Here is a 21348-nt window from a genome sequence, read left to right as displayed (position 1 = left end):
ATTCCAGCACCGGCTGCTCGTCACCCAGCGCCTCGCGCCACCAGTTCAGCTGGCGCTCACGCTCGGCGCCGCTCAGGTGTTCGCGCTGCCAGCTGGCGTAGTCGGCGTAGTGCACGCTTAGCTCAGCCAGTTGCGCGTCGCTGCCCTGGGCGAACCGGCGGTACAGCGCGGCGAAGTCTTCGAGCATGACCTGCACCGACCAGCCGTCGGAGATGATGTGGTGCATGCACAGCAGCAGGCGCCACTGATCGTCCGCCACCCGTGCCAGGGCCACCCGCCACGGCGCGCGCTCCGCGTCGAGGTCGAACGGCTGATTCATGAAAGCCTCTGCCAGCGCGTCGAATGCGGCTTCCGGCGCAGCGTTGTCGCGCAGGTCGTGACGGGCGATGTGCACGCTGCTGACCGGCAGAATCCGCTGCTGAGGTACCGCCTCACCGTTTTGCATCGGCGATGGGCGGAAACAGGTGCGCAGGGTTTCGTGACGGGCCGCGAGGGCGTCGAAGGTCTGCTGCAGGGCATCGAGTTTCAGCGCGCCGCTGAGGTTGAGCACGCACGGCAGGTTGTACGCGACGCTCTCGGGCTCCAGCTGCGCGAGGAACCACAGGCGCTGCTGGGCGAAGGACTGCGGCGCCAATTCCCGGTCGGCACGCGGTTGCAGAACCGGCATCGCCGTGGCGAGCGCCCGGGTGTTCAGGTACTGCGCAAGATCCACGAGCACCGGCGACTCGAACAGCGCACGCAGGGGCAGCTCAAGCTTCAGGTCGCGACGAATCTGCGCCACCAGTTGAATGCCCAGCAGCGAGTGGCCGCCCAGGGCGAAGAAGTTGTCCTGACGGCCGATCTGCGCAACGCCGAGCAACGCTTGCCACAACGCAGCCAGTTGAGTTTCGACCCCGGCCAGCGGCGCTTCGAAGCTACGCTGCTGAATCTGTGGATCGGGCAGCGCTTTGCGATCGAGCTTGCCGTTGGCGGACAGCGGCAGGCTGTCCAGCGTGACGAAGTGCGCCGGGACCATGTAGTCCGGCAGGCGTTGTTTGAGCTGGGAGCGCAGGTGTTCTTCGTCGAACGCCTCGGCGACCAGATAGCCCACCAGTTGCATCCCAGTGGCGAGTTCACGGGCGATGACCACCGCTTCGTTCACTGCTGGGTGATCCAGCAGCACCGCTTCGATCTCGCCGATTTCAACCCGCAGGCCGCGCAGCTTGATCTGGTGATCCAGACGGCCGAGGTACTCCACCACGCCGTCGGCACGCCAGCGCGCCAGGTCACCGGTGCGATAGAGCCGCTCGCCGGTGCCGAATGGGCTGGCGACAAAGCGCTCGGCGGTCAGGCCCGGACGAAGGTGATAGCCGCGAGCGAGGCCGTCGCCGCCGATGTACAGCTCACCGGGCACGCCGATGGGTTGCGGATTCAAGCGGCTGTCGAGGATGTGGATCTGCAGGTTGTTGATCGGGCGGCCGATAGGCACGGAAATGCCCGGCTCATCAACGCAGGTCCAGTGGGTAACGTCGATGGCCGCTTCGGTTGGGCCGTAAAGATTGAACAGGCCAGCATTTGGCAGGCGCTGAAGCGTTTCCCGCGCCAGATCGGCAGGCAAGGCTTCGCCGCTGCACACGATGCGTTTCAGAGAAGCGCAACCGGTGAGGTCGTCTTGGGCCATGAAGGCACCGAGCATGGATGGGACGAAGTGCAGCGTGGTGATCTGCTGTTGTTCGATCAGCGTCTTCAACACCAGCGGATCGCGATGATCACCCGGCTGGGCGACCACCAGACGCGCGCCGACCATCAACGGCCAGAAGAACTCCCAGACCGAAACGTCGAAACTGAACGGCGTTTTTTGCAGCACCGCGTCGGATGCGTCGAGGGCGTAAGCCTCCTGCATCCAGGCCAAACGGTTGAACAGTGCTGCGTGAGTGTTGCCCGCGCCTTTCGGTTTGCCGGTCGAGCCGGAGGTGTAAATCATGTAGGCCAGTTGTTCAGGGTGCAGCTCGACACTCGGCGCCGTCACTGGCTGGCCTGAGAGGTCAAGCTGATCCAGATTCAGCACCCGCAGCCCTTCCACAACCGGCAGGTCATTCACCACAGCATCGTGGCTCAGCAGCAATCCAATCCCTGCATCTTCGAGCATGTAACGCAGACGATCAGCGGGATACTCGGGATCCAGCGGCACGTACGCAGCACCGGCTTTGAGCACCGCATACAGCGCGACGACCATCTCAACCGAGCGCAACGCCGCCACGCCTACCAGCGATTCGCGACCGACGCCCTGCTCTCGAAGGTAATGGGCCAGCTGATTCGCCCGCTGATCCAGCTCGCGATAACTCAACGTCTCCTCGCCAAAACGCAACGCTTCCCGCTCGGGATGCAATTGAGCCAGACCCTCAAAATGCCGATGCACAAACGGCTCCGAGCCCCCATCCCGCGCCGTGTCATTGACCAGCGCCAACTGCGCGCGGTCTTCGGCATCCAACAACTCAAAGTCACCAATCGCCGCGTCCGGCTGCTCGATCAACTCGTCAAACAGCTGCTCAAAGCGCCCATGCAAGCGCTCGATACTGCCGTGATCGAACAGATCCGTGGCGTAATTCCACGACCCACCCAGCCCGCCATCGGCGTCTTCGTGGGTGTTCAGCGCCAGGTCGAACTGACTGCTGCCATCGTCCAGCGGCAGCACCTCGGCGCGCAGGCCGGGCAATCCAGCGAGGGATTCAAAGTTCTGCTGCTGATGGTCGTAGGCCACCTGGAACAGAGGGTTATGGCTCAGGCTGCGCGCAGGTTGCAGCGCCTCGACCAGTTGCTCGAACGGCAGGTCCTGATGGGCCTGGGCGCCGAGGGTCCGCGTCGTGGCCTGTTCCAACACCTGGCGATAGGTCAGCTCGGCAGACACCTCGGCGCGCAGCACCTGGGTGCTGACGAAGAAGCCGATCAGCCCTTCGACTTCCAACCGCGAACGGCCGGCAATCGGCACGCCGATGCGCAGGTCGTTTTGCCCGCTCAGGCGGTGCAGCAACACCTGATACGCCGACAGGATCGCCATGAACGGCGTGACGCCCTGTTGTCTGGCGAACTCGCGCAGGCGCTGACTGAACGCGGTATCGAAGGCGAACAGCACGCGATCACCGCGATAGCTCTGCTGGGGCGGACGCGGCCGGTCGGTCGGCAGTTCCAGCACCGGGTGCTGATCACCCAGTTGCTCGCGCCAGTAGTTCAGTTGCCGCTCACCCTCGCCCGCCGCCAGCCATTCGCGCTGCCAGGCGGCAAAGTCGGCGTACTGCACCGGCAATGGCGCGAGGTGCGGCGCGCGGTTTTCCACGGCCGCGCGGTACAGCTCGCAGAATTCCTGGAGCAGCACGCGCACCGACCAGCCGTCCGAGATCATGTGGTGCAGGCACAGCAGCAGACGCTGTTCGTCCGCCGCGACCCGCACCAGCGCCAGTCGCCAGACCGGGCTGCGCGACAGGTCGAACGGACGCTTGACGAAGTCTTGGGCCAGGGCGTTGAAGGCTGCGTCGATATCCCCCTCATGGCTGATATCCAGCCTCTCGATCTCCACCCTTGAAGCAGGCTCGATCTGTTGCATCGGCACGCCATCGACCGCCAGGAACCGCGTGCGCAGCACTTCATGGCGCGCGGTCAGGCCGTCGAATGCCGACTGCAATGCGGCCTCGTTCAACTCGCCGCGCAAGCGTACGGCGCCCGGCAGGTTGTAGGCGTGGCCGCCGGGTTGCAGCTGATCGAGGAACCACAAGCGCTGTTGGGAGAACGACTGCACGGCGCGATTCTGCCGGCGTGGGGTCAGTTCAAGCTGGGTGGCATCGGTCGGTGCCAGCGCGGCGATGCGCTGGGCGAAATCGCTCAGGCGCGGCGCGTCGAACAAGGCACGCAATGGCACGCTCAGTTGATGCTCATGGCGCAGCCGGGAAATCAGCTGCATCGCCAGCAATGAGTGGCCGCCGAGCTCGAAAAAGTGATCGTTGCGGCCGACCGCATCGATGCCCAGCAACGGCTGCCACAGCGCGGCGAGTTGTTGTTCAAGGAGCGTTTGCGGCGCTTGGTAGTCGCTGGAGATCACCTGCGGATCGGGCAGCGCGTTGCGGTCGAGTTTGCCGTTGGGCAACTGAGGCAAGCGCTCCATGACAACGATGTGCGCCGGGACCATGTATTCCGGCAGGGTGTTTTTCAGCTGATTCTTGAGGCTGTCCTCGGCCAGACCGTTGCCGCCGACATAGCCCAGCAAAACCTTTCCGTTCGCGCTGTCGCGGACAATGACCAAGGCCTCGCGTACGCCGTCGCAGGCCTTCAGCGCCGCTTCGATTTCACCGGCCTCAATGCGGAAGCCACGAATCTTGATCTGGTGATCGATGCGGCCTAGGTACTCCAGCAGCCCTTCGCTGTTCAGACGCACGCGGTCCCCACTGCGATAGAGGCGCTCACCGGCCTGGAACGGATGTGGCAGGAAACGCTCAGCGGTTGCGCCGGGACGGTCCAGATAACCCCGCGCCACCGCGCCGCCCAGATACAGCTCACCGGCAATGCCCTGGGGCAGCGGGTTCAAATCCGCGTCCATCACGTAGCCCTGACGATCACCCACCAGATCACCAATCGGCGCGTAGGCCGTGGTGAAGTCGGCGGTTTCAGCGGAGGCCAGCCACAGCGTCGGCGTGACCACGGTTTCCGTTGGGCCGTAACCGTTGATGATCCACAGCGGTTGCAGATTGCGAATGACGTCGTGGAGCATTTCGCGGCTGAAGGCTTCACCGGCGAAGCAGTAGGTTTTCACCCCCGGGCCTTTCCCCTGCACGCCGGCCCAGTCGGACAGCTGACGCAGGTAGCTGGGCGGGAACGAGGCCACGGTGATGCCTTCGCGAATCAGCGTGTCGTAGGTCTGTTCAACGCTCCACAATTCCTGATCGCGCAGCACCACTCGAGCGCCGTAGCACAGCGGCATCATCCAACCTTCGTGGGCGCCGTCGAAGCTGATCGAGAGGAAGTGGAACTTGCGGTCCTCCGGGGTGAAGCGGTAACGCTCGCCGATGGTCTGGATGTGCATCGAGATGTCGCGGTGGGCAATGGCCGCACCCTTCGGCTTGCCGGTCGAGCCTGAGGTGTAAATCAGGTAGGCCAGTTGCTGCGGATGAATCGTGACGTCCGGGGCCGTGAATGGCTCAGACGAGCAGTCCAGTTCGTCCAGATTGAGCAGCGGCACATCACCGACCGGCACACGATCCAGCGCGGCGTCGTGGCTGATCAACAGCTTCACGCCGCCGTCTTCCAGCATGTAGCGCAGGCGCTCGGTCGGGTAATCCGGGTCGAGCGGAATGTAGGCGCCACCGGCTTTCAGCACGGCATAAAACGCCAGCCACAGATCAATCCCCCGCTCCATCGCGATTGCCACGCGCACTTCGGTGCCGATGCCCCGGGCGCGCAAGGCGTGGGCCAGTTGGTTGGCGCGACGGTCGAACTCGGCGAAGGTCAGGCGCTGCTGGCCATGGACCAGCGCGATGGCGTCGGGCCGAATGCGCGCGTGGTCGGCGATCAGCTCATGGATCGGTCGATCGACGTAAGGCGAAAACGGCGGCGTGTTCCAGGCGTGCATGGCGTCGATGTCCCCTTCGGTGAGCATCGACAGCTCGCCAATGCGCGCCTCGGGGAAGCGGCAGATGCCATCCAGCAACGCCTGAAAATGCCCGCACAAGCGCGAGATCTGTTCGGCGCTGAACACGTTGCTGTGGTAATTGACGTGCACATGGGCGTGCTCGCCCGCCACCACCGCCAGGCTCAGCGGGTAATGGGTCTTGTCGCTGAGCTCGACGGAACCCAGGTTGACGCCGTTGGCCTGCTTGTCCCGCAGCACCGCGTCCACCGGGTAGTTTTCGAACACCAGCAGGCTGTCGAACAGATCACGACCGGCGTGGCCCGCGTAGCGCTGGGCCTCGAACAGCGGCGTGTGTTCGTGCTCGCGCAGTTCCAGGTTGTGGGCTTGCAGGTCATTGAGCCAGTCGCCGACCTTCTGCTGTGCTTGCGGCGCCTGCACCAGCGGCAGGGTGTTGATGAACAGCCCGAGCATGCGCTCGATGCCCGGCACCTGCGCGGATCGGCCGGACACCGTGGCGCCGAAGGCGACCCGTTGCTGGCCGGTGTAGCGTTGCAACAGCAGGACCCAGACCGCTTGAATCAGCGTGTTGACGGTCACGCGCTGACGGCGGGCGGCGCTGTTCAGCCGTTCGCTGTTCAAGTCCATGGAAGTGACCCGCACCTGATTCGGCAACGGCTCGCCGGTGCTCGACGTCGGCGCGGTCAGGGCTGCGGCCATCATGGTCGGCTGGTCGAAACCGGCCAGATGGGTCTGCCAGAAGGTCTTGCTGCCCTCGGCATCGCGGCTCAGCAGCCACTCGACGTAATCGGCGTAATGCCCGGCCGGCTGCGGCGTGGCGTCGGACATCGCCGCCTGAATCACTTCGCCCAGCACCGCCGCGCTGCTCCAGCCGTCCAGCAGAATATGGTGGAAGGTCCAGACCAGTTTCCACAGCGTCTCGCTCTGACGGACCAGCAACACCCGCATCAGCGGTGCGGCGTGCAGGTCGAACGGGGTTTCCCGCTCGGCCACCAGCACGTCCGCGAGGGATTGATCGCCAGCGCGCAGGTCAAGTTCGCGTACGACCAGCGCGGCATCGCGACGAATCAGTTGCACCGGTTGTTCGCTGCCGGGCACGCGCAGGAACGCCGCACGCAGGATCGGATGACGCTGCACCGCCGCGGCCCACGCTGATTTGAAGCGGGCCACCGGCAGGTGTTCGATGTCCAGCGCCACCTGATTGATGTACAGGTCGCGAGCGCTGCCGGAATCGACGTTCTCGCTGCCGCTCAGCTCGGTGTGGAACAACAGGCCCTGCTGCATCGGCGTCAGCGGATACAACTGTTCGATGTCCCAGGCCGCGACCGGCAATGCATCGAGTTGTGCCTGAGTCAGAGCGAGTGCCGGGAAGTCCGACGGGGTGACCGCAGAGTGGCGGCGGCAGTGTCCGATCAGCTCATCCAGCGCTACGCCGTAGGCATCCAGAAGGCATTGAATCGACGCCGACTCATGGCGTTCGCCGCTGTAGCTGCAGGTCAGGCTGAACTGGCCGTCACGGATCTGCGCATCGATGGACAGCTCGCCATTCAGTGGTGCATCGGCGGCGCGCTGGGCACCGCTGCCCTCCTCGGCCAGGCGCCAAAGCCCGCTGCTGTGTTGCAGCCGGCCCATGTAGTTGAACAGCACGCAGCCGTCCAGGGCCGGCAAGGCTTCGCCGCGCAGATGGCGCAACAGGCCATAACCCAGCCCGCCATTGGGCACGGCGCGCAGGGTTTCCTTGGTGTGTTTGAGTGCCGCGTCGAGGTCGTCGGGGGCGTGCAGGCTGACCGGGTACAGGCTGGTGAACCAGCCGACGGTGCGCGACGGATCAACCCCGTCGAACAGGTCTTCGCGGCCGTGGCCTTCCAGGGCGATCATCGCCTGGGACTGGCCGCTCCAGCGCTTCATCGCCCGGACCAGCGCGGTCAGCAGCAGGTCGTTGATCTGCGTGCGATACGCCGCCGGGGCCTCGCTGATCAGCCGGTCAGTGCGCGCAACGTCCAGTTGCAGGTGCAGTTGACGCACGTTGTTTTGGCGCGCTTCCCCTTGGGGATTGGCGCAGGGCAACGCGGGTGCTGACGGCAGGTTGCGCCAGTATTCGGCTTCGGCCAGCACGGCGTCGCTGTAGGCGAAATCCAGCAAGCGGCTGGCCCAGCGCTGGAACGACGCGGTCTTGTCGCCGAGGTCGATGGCGAGGCCGGCTTGGGCCTGGGTGTAGGCGTTTTGCAGGTCCTCCAGCAGGATGCGCCACGACACGCCATCCACCACCAAATGATGCACCACCAGCAACAGACGTTCGCCGCCGTCCGCCAAATTGAAATGCACGGCGCGCAGCAGCGGGCCGCCCCTCAGATCGAGGGTGGCCTGGGCTTCGTCGCAGGCTGCGGTCAGCTGATTCAGACTGATTTCAGGCTGCCAGATCAGGCCGTTTCGGGACTGCTCGTCAGTAGAAAGCTCTGCGCGATAGCGTTGCTGCCACTGGCCGTTGTCCAGCTGCACAAAGCGCATCCGCAGGGCGTCGTGATGGTTGATCACGGCGTGAAGGGCTTCGGTCAGCGCTGGGAGTTCCAGCGCTTCGCTCGGGTTCAGCAGGAGCGACTGATTCCAGTGACTGCGGTTCTTCATCGGTTGCTGGAAGAACCAGTGTTGAATCGGGGTCAGCGGGATGTCGCGGTTCAGCTCGATACGCTCGACTGGAGGCGCGTCCTGACTGACCACCTGCGCGACCTGGGCCAGTTCAGCGATGGTCTGGCGTTCGAACATCTGCCGGGGCGACAGCACGATGCCGCACTTGCGCGCGCGGGAGATGATTTGCAGGCTGAGGATCGAGTCGCCGCCGAGGGCAAAGAAGTTGTCCTGGCGCCCGATTTGCGGGACGCCGAGCAGGTCTTGCCACAGCAAAGCCAGCTGAGTTTCGACCCCGGCCAGCGGTGCTTCGAAGGCACGCTGCTGGATCTGCGGGTCGGGCAGTGCTTTGCGGTCGAGCTTGCCGTTGGCCGACAGCGGCAGGTTGTCCAGGGTGACGAAGTGGGCCGGGACCATGTAGTCCGGCAGGCGTTGTTTGAGCTGGGTGCGCAGTTGCTCTTCGTCGACATCGTCGGCGACCAGATAGCCGACCAGCTGCATGCCGGAGGTGAGGTCACGGGCGATGACCACCGCTTCGCTGACCGCCGGGTGGTCCAGCAGCGCCGCTTCGATTTCTCCGATTTCAACCCGCAGGCCGCGCAGCTTGATCTGGTGATCGAGACGGCCGAGGTATTCCACCACGCCGTCGGCACGCCAGCGGGCCAAGTCACCGGTGCGATACAGCCGCTCGCCACTGCCGAACGGGCTGGCCACGAAGCGCTCGGCCGTCAGCCCCGGTCGCAGGTGATAGCCGCGAGCGAGGCCGTCACCGCCGATGTACAGCTCGCCCGGCACGCCGATGGGTTGTGGGTTGAGGCGGCTGTCGAGAATGTGAATGTGCAGGTTGGCGATGGGCGCGCCAATGGGCACGGAAACGCCCGGCTCATCAACGCAGGCCCAGTGGGTGACGTCGATCGCCGCTTCCGTCGGGCCGTACAGATTGAACAGGCCTGCATTTGGCAGGCGCTGCAGGGTTTCCCGGGCCAGATCGGCAGGCAAGGCTTCGCCGCTGCAGACAATGCGTTTCAGGGATGCGCAGCCGCTGAGGTCGTCCTGGGCCATGAACGCGCCAAGCATCGACGGGACGAAGTGCAGCGTGGTGATCTGCTGTTGTTCGATCAGCGCTTTCAACACCAGCGGATCGCGGTGATCACCCGGCTGAGCAACGACCAAGCGTGCGCCGGCCATCAACGGCCAGAAGAACTCCCAGACCGAGACATCGAAACTGAACGGCGTTTTTTGCAGTACCGCATCGGTGGTTTCGAGGGAATAAGCGTCCTGCATCCACGCCAGACGGTTGAACAGTGCGGCATGGGTGTTGCCGGCACCTTTGGGTTTGCCGGTCGAACCGGAGGTGTAAATCATGTAGGCCAGTTGCTCGGGGTGCAGCTCTACAAGCGGTGCAGTCACTGGCTGGCCTGAGAGGTCAAGCTGATCCAGATTCTCCACCCGCAGGCCTTCAACAGCCGGCAGATCAGCGATCACCTCATCGTGGCTCAGCAGCAAGCCAATTCCGGCATCTTCCAGCATGTAGCGCAGGCGATCAGCGGGATATTCAGGGTCCAGCGGCACATACGCAGCACCGGCTTTGAGCACGGCATACAACGCAACGACCATTTCCACCGAACGCAACGCCGCCACGCCCACCAGCGACTCACGCCCTACGCCCTGCTCGCGAAGGTAATGGGCCAGCTGATTCGCCCGCTCATCCAGCTCCCGATAGCTCAAAACCGTATCGCCAAAGCGCAAGGCTTCCCGCTCGGGATGCACCTGCGCCAGCCGCTCAAAGTGGCGATGAACAAACGGTTCATCGGCAGCCCACTCCCGCGCCGTGTCATTGACCAACGCCAACTGCGCCCGGTCTTCAGCATCCAGCCATTCAAAATCACCAATCGCAGTGTCGGGCCGCTCCAGCAACTCGGCAAACAGCTGCGCAAAACGCCCATGCAAGCGCTCGATGCTGCCGTGATCAAACAAGTCCGTGGCGTAATTCCAGTTACCCGCCAGCTCCCCCGCCGCGTTTTCCCAGGTGTGCAGCGCCAGGTCGAACTGCGCGCTGCCGTTGTCCAGCGGCATCAGCGTCGCGTTGAGGCCAGGCATCAATTGCAGCGCTTCGTCCTGACGTTGCTGATGGTTGTAGAGCACCTGAAACAGCGGGTTGTGGCTGAGGCTGCGTTCCGGCGCCAGGGCGTCGACCAGTTGCTCGAACGGCAGGTCCTGATGGGCCTGCGCGCCTTGGGACGCCAGCCGAACGCTGTCGATGATCTGCTTGAAACTGGCGTCGGCCTGGACCTCGCCGCGCAGAATCTGGGTGTTGACGAAGAAGCCGATCAGGCCCTCGGTTTCAGCGCGCTGACGCCCGGCAATGGGCACGCCGATGCGCAGATCGGTCTGCCCGCTCATCCGCTGCAACAGCACTTGATAGGCCGCGAGCAGGACAGTGAACAAGGTCACGCCGCGCTGGCGGGCCAGTTCACGCATACGCCCGGACAGTGTGGCGTCGAAGCTGAACGGCAGGCGCGCGCCACGGAAACTCTGGCGCGCCGGACGCGGACGGTCCGCCGGCAATTCCAACACCGGCGGCTCGTCGCCCAGTTGTTGCTGCCAGTAGGCGAGTTGCCGGTCACCCTCACCCGCGTCCAGGCAGGCGCGCTGCCACAGGGCGACGTCGGCATAGCTCAATGGCAACGGCTGCAGCGCTTCGCCTTCACCAGAGAGCGCGGCGCGATAGGCCTCGACGAAGTCCAGCAGCAGCACTTGGATCGACCAACCGTCGGCGATGATGTGGTGCAAGCAGACCAGCAGCACGTGCTCATCTGCCGCGCGTTCGATCAACGCCACGCGCCACAGCGGGCCCTGGGCCAGGTCGAACGGGCGTCGGGCGAAAGCGTCGGCCAGTGCCTGAACCTGGCCTTCGTCGTCTGCGCGCAAACGCTCAAATGGCAACGACTGATCGCCGAGAATCACCTGCTCCGGCGTACCGTCTTCAGCGGTGGCAAACACCGTACGCAGGCTGGCATGACGCGCGGCCACGCGCTCGAACGCCGTTCTTACGGCCCCAACATCCAGCTCGCCCTTCAGGCGCAAGGCACCCGGCAGGTGATAGGTGCTGTTGCCCGGTTCCAGTTGTTCGAGAAACCACAGCCGTTGCTGGGAAAACGACGCCGGGCTGCGCTCGCCTGCCACACCCGGCGGGACCGGCAGCGACGAGGCATCCAGGCCCTGCTCGCGCAGCTTGTTCAAGAACACCCGACGCTGAGCGCTGCCAAGGCTGAGGAAACGCGTGGCCAGGGCCAGTAGCTTGCTCCGGGAAGTCATGCTCGGTTGCGACATCAGTTGCTTTCCTCCAGCTCATTCATTAACTCGTCCAGGGCATCGAGCCGGTCGAGTGTCAGGGTCTGCCCCTGCAAGGTGTCGATCAGCGCCGCCTGGGCGGCGACGGTGGTGGCTTCGAAGGCCTGGGCCAGCGGGATGCTCACCCCGAGGCGCTCGCGAATGCGCGACAGCAGCCGCGTCGCCAGCAACGAATGGCCACCGAGTTCAAAGAAGTTGTCGTGACGACCGACCTGATCAACCTTCAGCAGGCTCTGCCAGAGTTCGGCGAGGACTTCCTCGCGCTCGCCCTGTGGCGCTTCGAACTCGCGTTCTTCCAGGCTCGGCGCGGGCAGGGCCTTGCGGTCGAGCTTGCCGTTGGCGTTGCGCGGCATCTGCGCCAGCACGACGATGTGCGCCGGCACCATGAACGCCGGCAGGGTTTGCGCCAGCGCGGTTTTCAACACGTCGCTTGACAACACCTGCTGCGCCTCGGCGACCACATAGGCCACCAGTTGCGGGCCGTGGGGCGTCGGTTGCGCGCTGACCACCGCGTCATGGACCGACGCCTGGGCCAGCAACAGGTTTTCGATTTCGCCCAGCTCGATGCGCTGGCCGCGGATCTTCACCTGGAAGTCCGCGCGGCCGACGTATTCCAGCGCGCCGTCGGCGTTCCAGCGGGCCAGGTCGCCGCTGCGGTACAGCCGCGCACCGGCCTCGCCAAACGGATCCGGCAGGAAGCGCTCGGCGGTCAGGCCAGGCCGCGCCGCGTAGCCACGGCCCACACCGACGCCGCCGATGTACAGCTCGCCCACCACGCCGGGCGCCGCCAGTTGCAGGTGAGAATCCAGCACGTACAGGCAGTTGTTGTCGGTGGGTCGGCCGATCGGCATGTTGACGTTGAGCGCCGGCGCGGCGATTAGGGTGTGCAGCGCGACATCGTCGGCGCACTCGGCGGGGCCGTAGGCGTTGACCAGCGGCACCTCGGGGTAGCGCGCAAACCAGCGCGCGGCGAGGTCGGTGGTCAGCGCTTCACCGGTCGGCAGCAACCAGCGCAAGGCATCGAGCCGCTGGGGCGCGACCGCGAGCATGGCGTCGATCACCGCCGGCACGCACTCCAGCACGCTGACCTGATTGGCCGCCACTTCTTCCAGCAGTCTTTGCGGATCCTGCACCACGGCGTCCGGCAGAATCTCCACGCGCCCGCCGAACAGCGGCGCGGTGAGGAATTGCCAGACGGAAATGTCGAACCCGGTGGCGGCGGTCTGGGCAATGACATCGCCCTCGCCCAGGCGCAGATACGGCAGCTTGGACATCTGGTTGTTGAGCATGCCGCGCTGGTTGACCATCACGCCTTTCGGCTCGCCGGTGGAACCGGAGGTGTAGATGACGTAGGCCAGTTGTTCGGCCGTCGCGTAGCGGCCCGGGTTCTCGTCGGCGAATGAATTGCTGAAGCCCGCCAGCAATTCTTCAAGCACCAGCACTCGCGGTTTGCGTTCAGCCAAGGCAACGATGGCCTCGACCTGGGCCAGACACTCCCTCGGCGTCAGCAATACCGGCGCGGCGCTGCTGACCAACATGCGCGCGCTGCGCCCGGCCGGGTGACGATCATCCAGCGCCAGATAGGCCGCACCAGCCTTGAACGCGCCGACGATCATGCTCAACAGCGGCAGGCCGCGCGGTGCGAACAGCGCCACCACGTCATCGCCCTGCACGCCCGCTGCGATCAGGCCGTGACCGATGCGGTTGGCCTGACGGTTCAGCTCGCGGTAGCTCAGGCTGTGACCCTGACAACGGGCCACTTCCTGGGCCGGATGGGCCAGCACCCGCGCCTCGAAACGCTCCAGGTAGCTGATGTCGTACCAGTGTTTTTGCACCGGGCCGACCCCTTGGGCCAGCAACTGCTCGCGTTCCGTTTGCTCAAGGATCTGCAACTGACTCAGCGTCTGCTGCGGGTTGTCGATCAACTGCGTGAGCAGACGACGGAAGTGACTGACCAGTGTGCCCATGTCGGCGTCGTTGAAATGCCGGGTGTCGTAGGTCAGCTGCAATTGCAGGGATTCGCCCGGCAGCAGCACCACGGTCAACGGGTAGTTGGTGTGGGTGCGGTTGGCCAGCGGGTTGATGCGGTATTCGTTCACGGCCTGCTGCACCTCGGCGCCCAACGGAACGTTCTCGAAAACAAACAGGCTGTCGAACAGCGGCTGGCCGCGCGGGGTGTCGGCGAGCAGCTGAATGTCGGCCAGGGACAAATGTTCGTGCTGGCGCATGTCGGCGTTCTGCCCCTGCAAGGCGTTGAGCAGGTCCAGCGCTGACGCGCCGATGCCGGGCCGGCGGATGCGCAGCGGCAAGGTGTTGATGAACAGCCCCAGCGCGCCTTCGATGCCTTCAAGCTCGGTCGGACGACCGGCCACGGTGACGCCGAACAGCACTTCGTCGCGGTCGGCATGGCGCATCAGCGACAAGGCCCAGGCGGCCTGGACGAAGGTGTTGGCGGTCAGGCGATGCTGACGCGCCTGTTCGGCGAGTTTTGCGGTCTGCTCGACGCCCAGCGCCAGGGTGACGTCGCGCATCTGCGTTTCACCCTGCTGGTTACGCTGCACACTGTGGCGGTACGGCAGCGGCGTGACGTCGGTGAAGCCCGCCAGCGCGTTGCGCCAGTAATCACGGCTGACCGCTTCGTCTTGCTCGGCGAGCCAGGCGAGGAAGTCGCGGTACGGCCGCGCCGGCGGCAGGCTGACCTGACGGCCCTCAAGAAACGCGCGGTAATGGGCGAAGAATTCGGTGAGCATCAGGCCCCGGCACCAGGCGTCGATCAGCGCGTGGTGGTGGCTCTGGACGATACGGAAATCCGCCTCGCCGAACTTGATCAGGCGCAGGCGCAGCAACGGCGCCCGGGCGAAATCGAAGCCCTGCTCGCGCTCGCTTTTCAGCAGCTCTTCAAGCTCGGCCTCGGCGGCGTCCCGGGACAGATGGCTGAGGTCGATCAGTTGCACCGGCGACGGTACGCGACGCATGACAATCTGACGCTGCACGCCGCTCTCCAGGCCGTGAAACGCCGTGCGCAACGCCGGATGGCGCTGAACGACTTGCTGCCAGGCAAACTTGAACGCGTCGAAATCCACGTGGGCGCCGACGTCGTACTGGTCCTGCATCAGGTAGATGCCGTTGCCCTGCTCCAGCAGGCTGTGCAGCAAAATGCCCTGCTGCATTGGCGCCAGCGGCAGGATGTCTTCGATCTCCCGGGCGGGAATGCCCAGCCCGTCGAGTTGCGTTTGATTCAACGCCGCGAGCGGGAAATCCGAGGGCGTGAGGCCGGCGTTGGTTTCGTCGCTGCAATGGGCGATCAGCTGCAGCAGCTGTGCTTCATACAGCGCGACCAGTTGCTCGATGCTGTCGCGGCTGAAGCGTTCGCGGCTGAAAGTCCAGTCCAGCTGCAACTCGCCGTCGCGCACCTGACCGTCGACCGCCAAGGCATTGGCCAGCGGCCCTTGGGGGTCACGCAGAGTGTTCGGCGTGCGGCTCGACAGGGAGAACAGCGCGCCCTCGCTGTCGTCGAAGCGGCCGAGGTAGTTGAAGGTCACGCCCTGGCCGATCAGCTCCGGCAACTCCGCACCAGCCAAGCCGTCTTTGGACAAATACCGCAGCACGCCATAACCAAGGCCTTTTTCCGGTACCGCGCGCACGGCTTCCTTCACCGACTTGAGGGTGGCGATTGCGTCATCCGCGGCGTCCAGGGCCAGCGGGTACAGGCTGGTGAACCAGCCGACGCTGCGGCTCAGGTCCAACTCGCCGGTGGCGTCCTCGCGGCCGTGACCTTCGAGGCTGATGACGTGGCGGCGACGGCCGCTCCACTGCCACAGCGCCTGAGACAGCGCCGCCAGCAGCAGGTCGTCGATGCGTGTGCGATACGCCGCCGGGGCTTCGCTGAGCAGGCGACGGGTAGCGGTCGCGTCGAGGGTCAGGTGCAGGGTTTCGCCGTCGCCGACAAGGCTTTCCACCGAAGCATCGCCGGGCAGAATGGCATCGGCGGCGTTCAGTGCTTGCCAGTACGGCAGTTGCTTTTGCAGCTCAGGGCTGTGCGCCAGGGTGCTCAACGACTGCGACCAGGCCTGGAAGCTGGCGGTCTTGTCGGCCAGGGCCACGCTGTTGCCAGCCGCCAGTTGGCTGTAAGCCAGTTGCAGATCTTCCAGCAGCACCCGCCACGACACGCCGTCCACCGCCAGGTGATGGATCGCCAGCAGCAAACGCGCCTCGCCCGACGGCAGGCGCGCATGGACCACCCGCAGCAGCGGACCGGTGTCGATGTTCAGGCTGCGCTGGGCTTCGTCGTTCAGTGAATCGAGGTCGTCTTCGCGGCTCAGTTCACAGGTCCACAGCACGCGCTCGGCACTTTCGCTGTCGCGATAACGCTGCTGCCACTGGCCTGCATCATTCTGATGGAAGCTCAGGCGCAAGCTGTCGTGGTGAGCCAGCACCGCCGCGAGAGCCTGTTGCAACCGCGCGGTGTCCAGCGCTTGGGGCACGTCAAGCAGCAGCGACTGGTTCCAGTGCTGACGCTGGGCGACCGGCAGGCTGAAGAAGCGCGCCTGAATCGGCGTCAGGGCAAACTCGCGGGGTGCAACGGCTGCCGTAACGGGCGCGGCGACAGGTTTTGCGTCGGCCACCGTGGCGACCTGGGCGAGTTCGGCGATGGTCTGTTTTTCGAACAGCTGCTTGGGCGTCAGGCGAATGCCCTGACGCCGGGCCCGGGCAATGATTTGCAGGCTGAGGATCGAGTCGCCGCCGAGGGTGAAGAAGTTGTCGTGACGGCCCACCGCCTCGACGTTCAGCGCCGCTTGCCACAGCGCGGCGAGTGCGGCTTCGACCCCTTCGTGGGGCGCTTCGAAAGCGTCGGATGCCAGGGTCGGCGTCGGCAGCGCGCTGGCGTCGAGCTTGCCGTTGGCGGTGAGCGGGAAGGCATCGAGGGTCAGGATGTGGCTGGGCACCATGTAGTCCGGCAGGCTCTGGGCCAGTTGCGTGCGCAGCGCTTCGCCGTCCACCTTCGCGCCGCTGTCGACTTTAGCGTCGAGCAGCGCATAAGCGATCAATAGGCCGCGATCATCGACGCGCACATGGGCGTCACGCAGGCCGTCCAGCTGACGCAGGCGCTGGGCGATTTCACCCAGGGCCACGCGGTAGCCGCGCACTTTGACCTGATCGTCGGCACGGCCGAGGAATTGAATCTGCCCGTTGGCCAGCAAGCGCGCGCGGTCGCCGCTGCGGTAAAGCCGCTCGCCACTGCCCCTCGGGTCAGGAATGAAGGCCGCAGCGGTCATGGCCGGACGCTGGTGATACCCGCGCGCCAGACCCGGCCCGCCGATGTACAGCTCACCCACGTCGCCCTGCACCACCGGTTGCAGTTGGTCGTTGAGAATCAGCGCCACGGCGTTCGGCAGAGGGCGGCCGACGGGCACGCTGTCGCCCATCGACGCTTCAAACGCCTCATTGCTCAGCACGCCGACGGTGGTTTCGGTCGGGCCGTAGTGATTGATGACCCGGCAGCCAGGTTTCAGGCGGTTGACCTGGGCCACCAGCGCCCACGGCAGCGCATCACCGCCAAGGATGAGCGTGTGTTCCGGCAGCACATCGGCCGCATTCGTCGCCTGCAACAGGCCGTTCAAATGGGTCGGCACGATCTTCAGCACGCCCACTTTGTGCTCGGCCATGTACGCGGCGAAACGGTCAGCGTCGTTGGTGCGGTCGGGGCTGATCAGGTGCAGCGAACGCGCCGAGCACAGCGCGCCGAACAGCACGGTGTGGCCCAGGTCGGCGCCGACGGTGGAGACCATCGCCATGCTCGCGTCGGGCGCCAGATCAAGCCGTGCGAGCAGGCCCTGGACGTAATCGGCCAGGGCGCCGTGGCTGATGACCACCCCTTTCGGCGTGCCGCTGGTGCCGGAGGTGTAGATCAGGTAAGCGGCTTGATCGGCGTGGGGTTGCAGGTCCAGGGATTGCGGCGGCAACAAGCGCCATGGGGCATCGGCCGCTACGCTGATGAGCTCGCCTTGGAAGTCAGCCGGTGCCGCCACGTCGCTGATCAACCCGCTTGCGCCGCTGTCAGCAAGGACAAACGCCTGACGCTCGGCCGGCCATTTCGGGTCCATCGGCACAAACGCGGCGCCACTCTTGAGCACCGCCAGCAGGCCGACGACGAACTCCACCGAGCGCTCCAGCAGAATCCCGACGCGGCTTTCCACGCCCACACCGGCCTGACGCAGGTGCTGCGCCAGTTGGTTGGCCTGGGCATCGACCTCGGCAAAACCGGCGCTGCGCTGTTCGTCTTGCAGCGCCAGACGATCGGGCTGCGCGCGCACGCTGGCATCCCACAGGCTCAGCACATCGGTGGCCGGGAACGCCAGGGTTTCGGCAGCGAGGCAGGAAGGCTCGGCGCCGATCTGCAGATCAGCCAGACGCACCTGAGGTTGCGCCACCACTTGCGCGCAGATCCGCAGCAGATCACCGGCAAGACCGGCGATGCGCGGTTCGTCGAACAGGTCGCAGGCGTAGGTGAACACCGCCTGAATGCCATCGGCGTCGTCGGTGATGTCCAGGCCGAGGTCGAAGTGCGCGGAGTAGTCGTCGAGCTGGCTGACGTCCATGCGCACGCCGGCCATTTCAACGTTCTGCGGCAGCGGGAACTGCTGGGTGAATTTCACCTGGCACAGCGGGTTGTGGCTGAGGTTGCGCGACACGCCGAGGGCTTCGACCAGTTGCTCGAACGGCAGGTCCTGATGGTGTTGCGCGCCCAGCGCGGTGTGGCGAACCGCCTCGATCAGCGTGCTGAACGACTGCTGCGGCGACACCTCGCTGCGCAGCACCAGGGTGTTGACGAACAGGCCGATCAGCCCTTCGGATTCGGTGCAGGTCCGCCCCGCCACCGGCACGCCGACGCGTAGGTCGGTCTGGCTGCTGTAACGCTGCAACAGGGTTTTGTAAGCGGCGAGCATGACCATGAACAGGGTCGCGCCATGACGGCTGGCGAGGTCGCGCAGGCCCTGGCTCAAGTCGCGGTCGAGGGCGATGGCGTAACGGGCGCCACGATGGCTTTGTTGCGCCGGACGCGGGCGGTCGGCCGGCAGATTCAAGACGGTCTGGGCATCACCCAATTGCTCACGCCAGTACGCCAGTTGACGCTGCCCTTCCCCACCGGCCAGACGCCCGCGCTGCCAGGCGGCGAAGTCGGCGTATTGAATCGGCAGCGGCGGTAACGCCGGTTGTGCCCCCGTTGCATGGGCGCTGTACAGCGCCGCGAATTCCTTGAGCATGACCTGCACCGACCAGCCATCGGCAATGATGTGGTGCAGCACCAGCACCAGTTGCTGCCGATCCGCCGCCAACCGCACATTGAGCACGCGCCACAGCGGGCCGTTCTGCAGATCCATCGGTTGCTCGACCGCCGCTCTGGCCAGTTCGCTCAACGCGTCCTGCGGGTCGGTGTCCTCACTGAGGTAATGGCGTTCGATCAGCACCGGGCCCGGCGCGTGGATGCGCTGCACCAATTGTTCGTTGGCGTCGATGGCGAAGGTGGTGCGCAGGCTTTCGTGGCGGGCGGCCAGATCGTCGAAACTGCGTTGCAGCGCGGCATCATCCAGCGCGCCGTTGAGGCTCAACTGGCCGCACAGGTGATAGGCGCTGCTGTCCGGCTCCAGTTGCGCGAGGAACCACAAACGCTGCTGGGCAAAAGACTGCTCGGGCTCACTGTCACGAGAAATCAACGGCACGCCAACAGGCCGTTCGGCGCTGCGGGGCTGGGTGGAGACGTGGACAGCGACGTGGGCGTTGAAGGCGCCAAGGGTCGGGTGTTCGAACAGGTGCGCGGGCTCAAGTGTCAGGCCCAGCTCACTGTTCAAGCGCGACAGCACTTGCACCACGCCGACCGAATCACCGCCACGGGCGAAGAAGTGGTCAGCGGCATTCAGGTCGCTTTTACCCAGGACTTCCTGCCACGCGGCCAGGACTTCCGGCAACAACGGAGATGCATCAACGGCAACGTCCACGCTGTCCGTATCGAGCAAGCGGCCGTCCTGCCAGATCGCGAAGCTGTCGAGGCTGCCGTTCTGCCAGCCGCTGCGGCAGGCGGAACGCTGCAGTTTGCCGCTGGTGGTGCGCGGCAGTGCGCCCGGCTCCAGCAGCACAATGACTTTCGGCGCCACCAGAAACAGTTCGGACACCGCGTCGCGCACCGCTTCACAAATCATCGGCGGCTTCATCAGACGGCGCACGTTGCGGCTGATTTCCAGGGCCAGGCCAACGCCTTCGACGCCCTGCTCGTCCGTCACCGGGAAGGCGGCGATACGCCCGCGACGCAGCAGCTCGACGCTTTTCTCCAGCGCCTGCTCGATGTCTTGGGGGTAGAGGTTCTGGCCGTTGAGGATGATCAAATCCTTCAAACGACCGGTGATGAACAACTCGTTGTCGCGGGCAATGCCCAGATCGCCGCTGCGCAGCCAGCGCTTTCCGTCTTCCTCGACGAAAGTCTGTGCCGTGGCTTCGGCGTTCTGCCAATAGCCCTGGGCAACGCTCGGCCCGGCAATCCAGATTTCGCCGACGTGGCCGGCCGCGAGGGGCTGCAGCGTGTCCGGATCGACAATCCGAAGGTCGTGATCGGGCCGGCACCAGCCGCACCCCGGCAGACGACTTTTGGCGTTCTGATTGGCGAAAACCGCCTCGGCTGCGTCCCCGGCGGCCAGCTGGCTGCCGTCGAAATGCTTGATGCCGAACGGCCTGTCGCGCTCGGCGGCGCTCACGTACAGCGTCGCTTCGGCCAGACCATAGCTCGGGGTCAGGGCGCGGCGGTTGAAACCGGCCGGCGCAAAATGCTCGCTGAAGGCGTCCAGGGTGGCGATGCGGATCGGCTCGGAGCCGGAAAACGCCAGGCTCCAGTTGTCCAGTGTCAGGTTTTTCACCGCGCTGGGTTTGATGCGCTCGACGCACAGGCGATAGGCGAAATCCGGGCCGCCGGAGAAGGTCCCGCCGTACTGACTCATCGCTTCCAGCCAGCGCGCCGGGCGGCCGAGGAAATAGTTCGGCGACATCAGCGTCAGCGTGCCGCCGTGGTACAGCGGCAACAGCAGGCCGCACATCAGGCCCATATCGTGGTACAGCGGCAGCCAGCTGACCCAGCTCTCCAACCCCGAATCGGAGACGAAGTGCCGGGCCATTGCCACTTCGTTGGCCATGAGGTTTTCGTGGGAAACCATCACGCCTTTCGGTGCGCTGGTGGAGCCCGAGGTGTATTGCAGGAAGGCCAGCGACGCGGTGTCGATCAGCGGCGCCTGAAAGCCTGCGTGGCCATCGGTGATCTCTTCGACCGCCGCGAAACGCCCGCCAGCGGGCATGAACGGCTGCAACAGGTGTTGGAATTTATCCAGGTCTTCCCGGCGCCCGAGGACCATCTGCGGCGCGGCGTCGTGGAGGATGCCGGTCAGCCGGTCGAGGTGGGTCTGGCGGTTGTACTCGGGTGCGAAGGCCGGCACGGCGATGACCTTGGCGTACAAACAGCCGAGGAACGCCGCCGCGTAATCGGCACCGGTCGGCAGGATCAGCACGCAACGCTCGCCGCCCTGCACGCCGAGGTGCTGCTGCAGGCAGGCGGCAATCGACCGCGCCTTGGCATCCAGCTGGGCGTAGGTGGTCAGCAGCGGCGGCTGGTCCTCGTGGACGATGTGTCGAAGGGCAATCCGGTCCGGCTGGGTCTGCGCATAAAAGCCCACCAGTTCGGGAAAATGCGCGGCCTGATCTCGTATGGATTTCAT

General features: G+C 65.3%; 2 protein-coding genes (1 of these 2 running past the window's edge). Both read right to left on the bottom strand.

Annotation, left to right across the window (positions count from 1 at the left end):
* Positions 1 to 11572 carry the 5' portion of a non-ribosomal peptide synthase/polyketide synthase gene (locus QWI20_RS26230; RefSeq protein ID WP_369307875.1) on the bottom strand. 4616 nt of this gene lie to the left of the window's left edge, so the window shows 11572 of its 16188 coding nt (coding positions 1–11572); the start codon lies at positions 11570 to 11572; the stop codon falls past the left edge of the window.
* Positions 11572 to 21348, bottom strand: a complete 9777-nt coding sequence (locus tag QWI20_RS26225; protein WP_369307874.1) for an amino acid adenylation domain-containing protein — start codon at positions 21346 to 21348, stop codon at positions 11572 to 11574. Before QWI20_RS26225 ends, QWI20_RS26230 begins: the two co-directional genes overlap by 1 nt.

The organism is Pseudomonas sp. W2-17 (genome assembly GCF_041060445.1).
In the GTDB taxonomy this organism is placed as follows: domain Bacteria; phylum Pseudomonadota; class Gammaproteobacteria; order Pseudomonadales; family Pseudomonadaceae; genus Aquipseudomonas.
This window is presented reverse-complemented; position numbering and strand designations above follow the sequence as displayed.

Excerpts from the sequence above, each read along its gene's own strand:
- QWI20_RS26225 (WP_369307874.1), bottom strand. The coding sequence starts at position 21,348 with ATGAAATCCATACGAGATCAGGCCGCGCATTTTCCCGAACTGGTGGGC.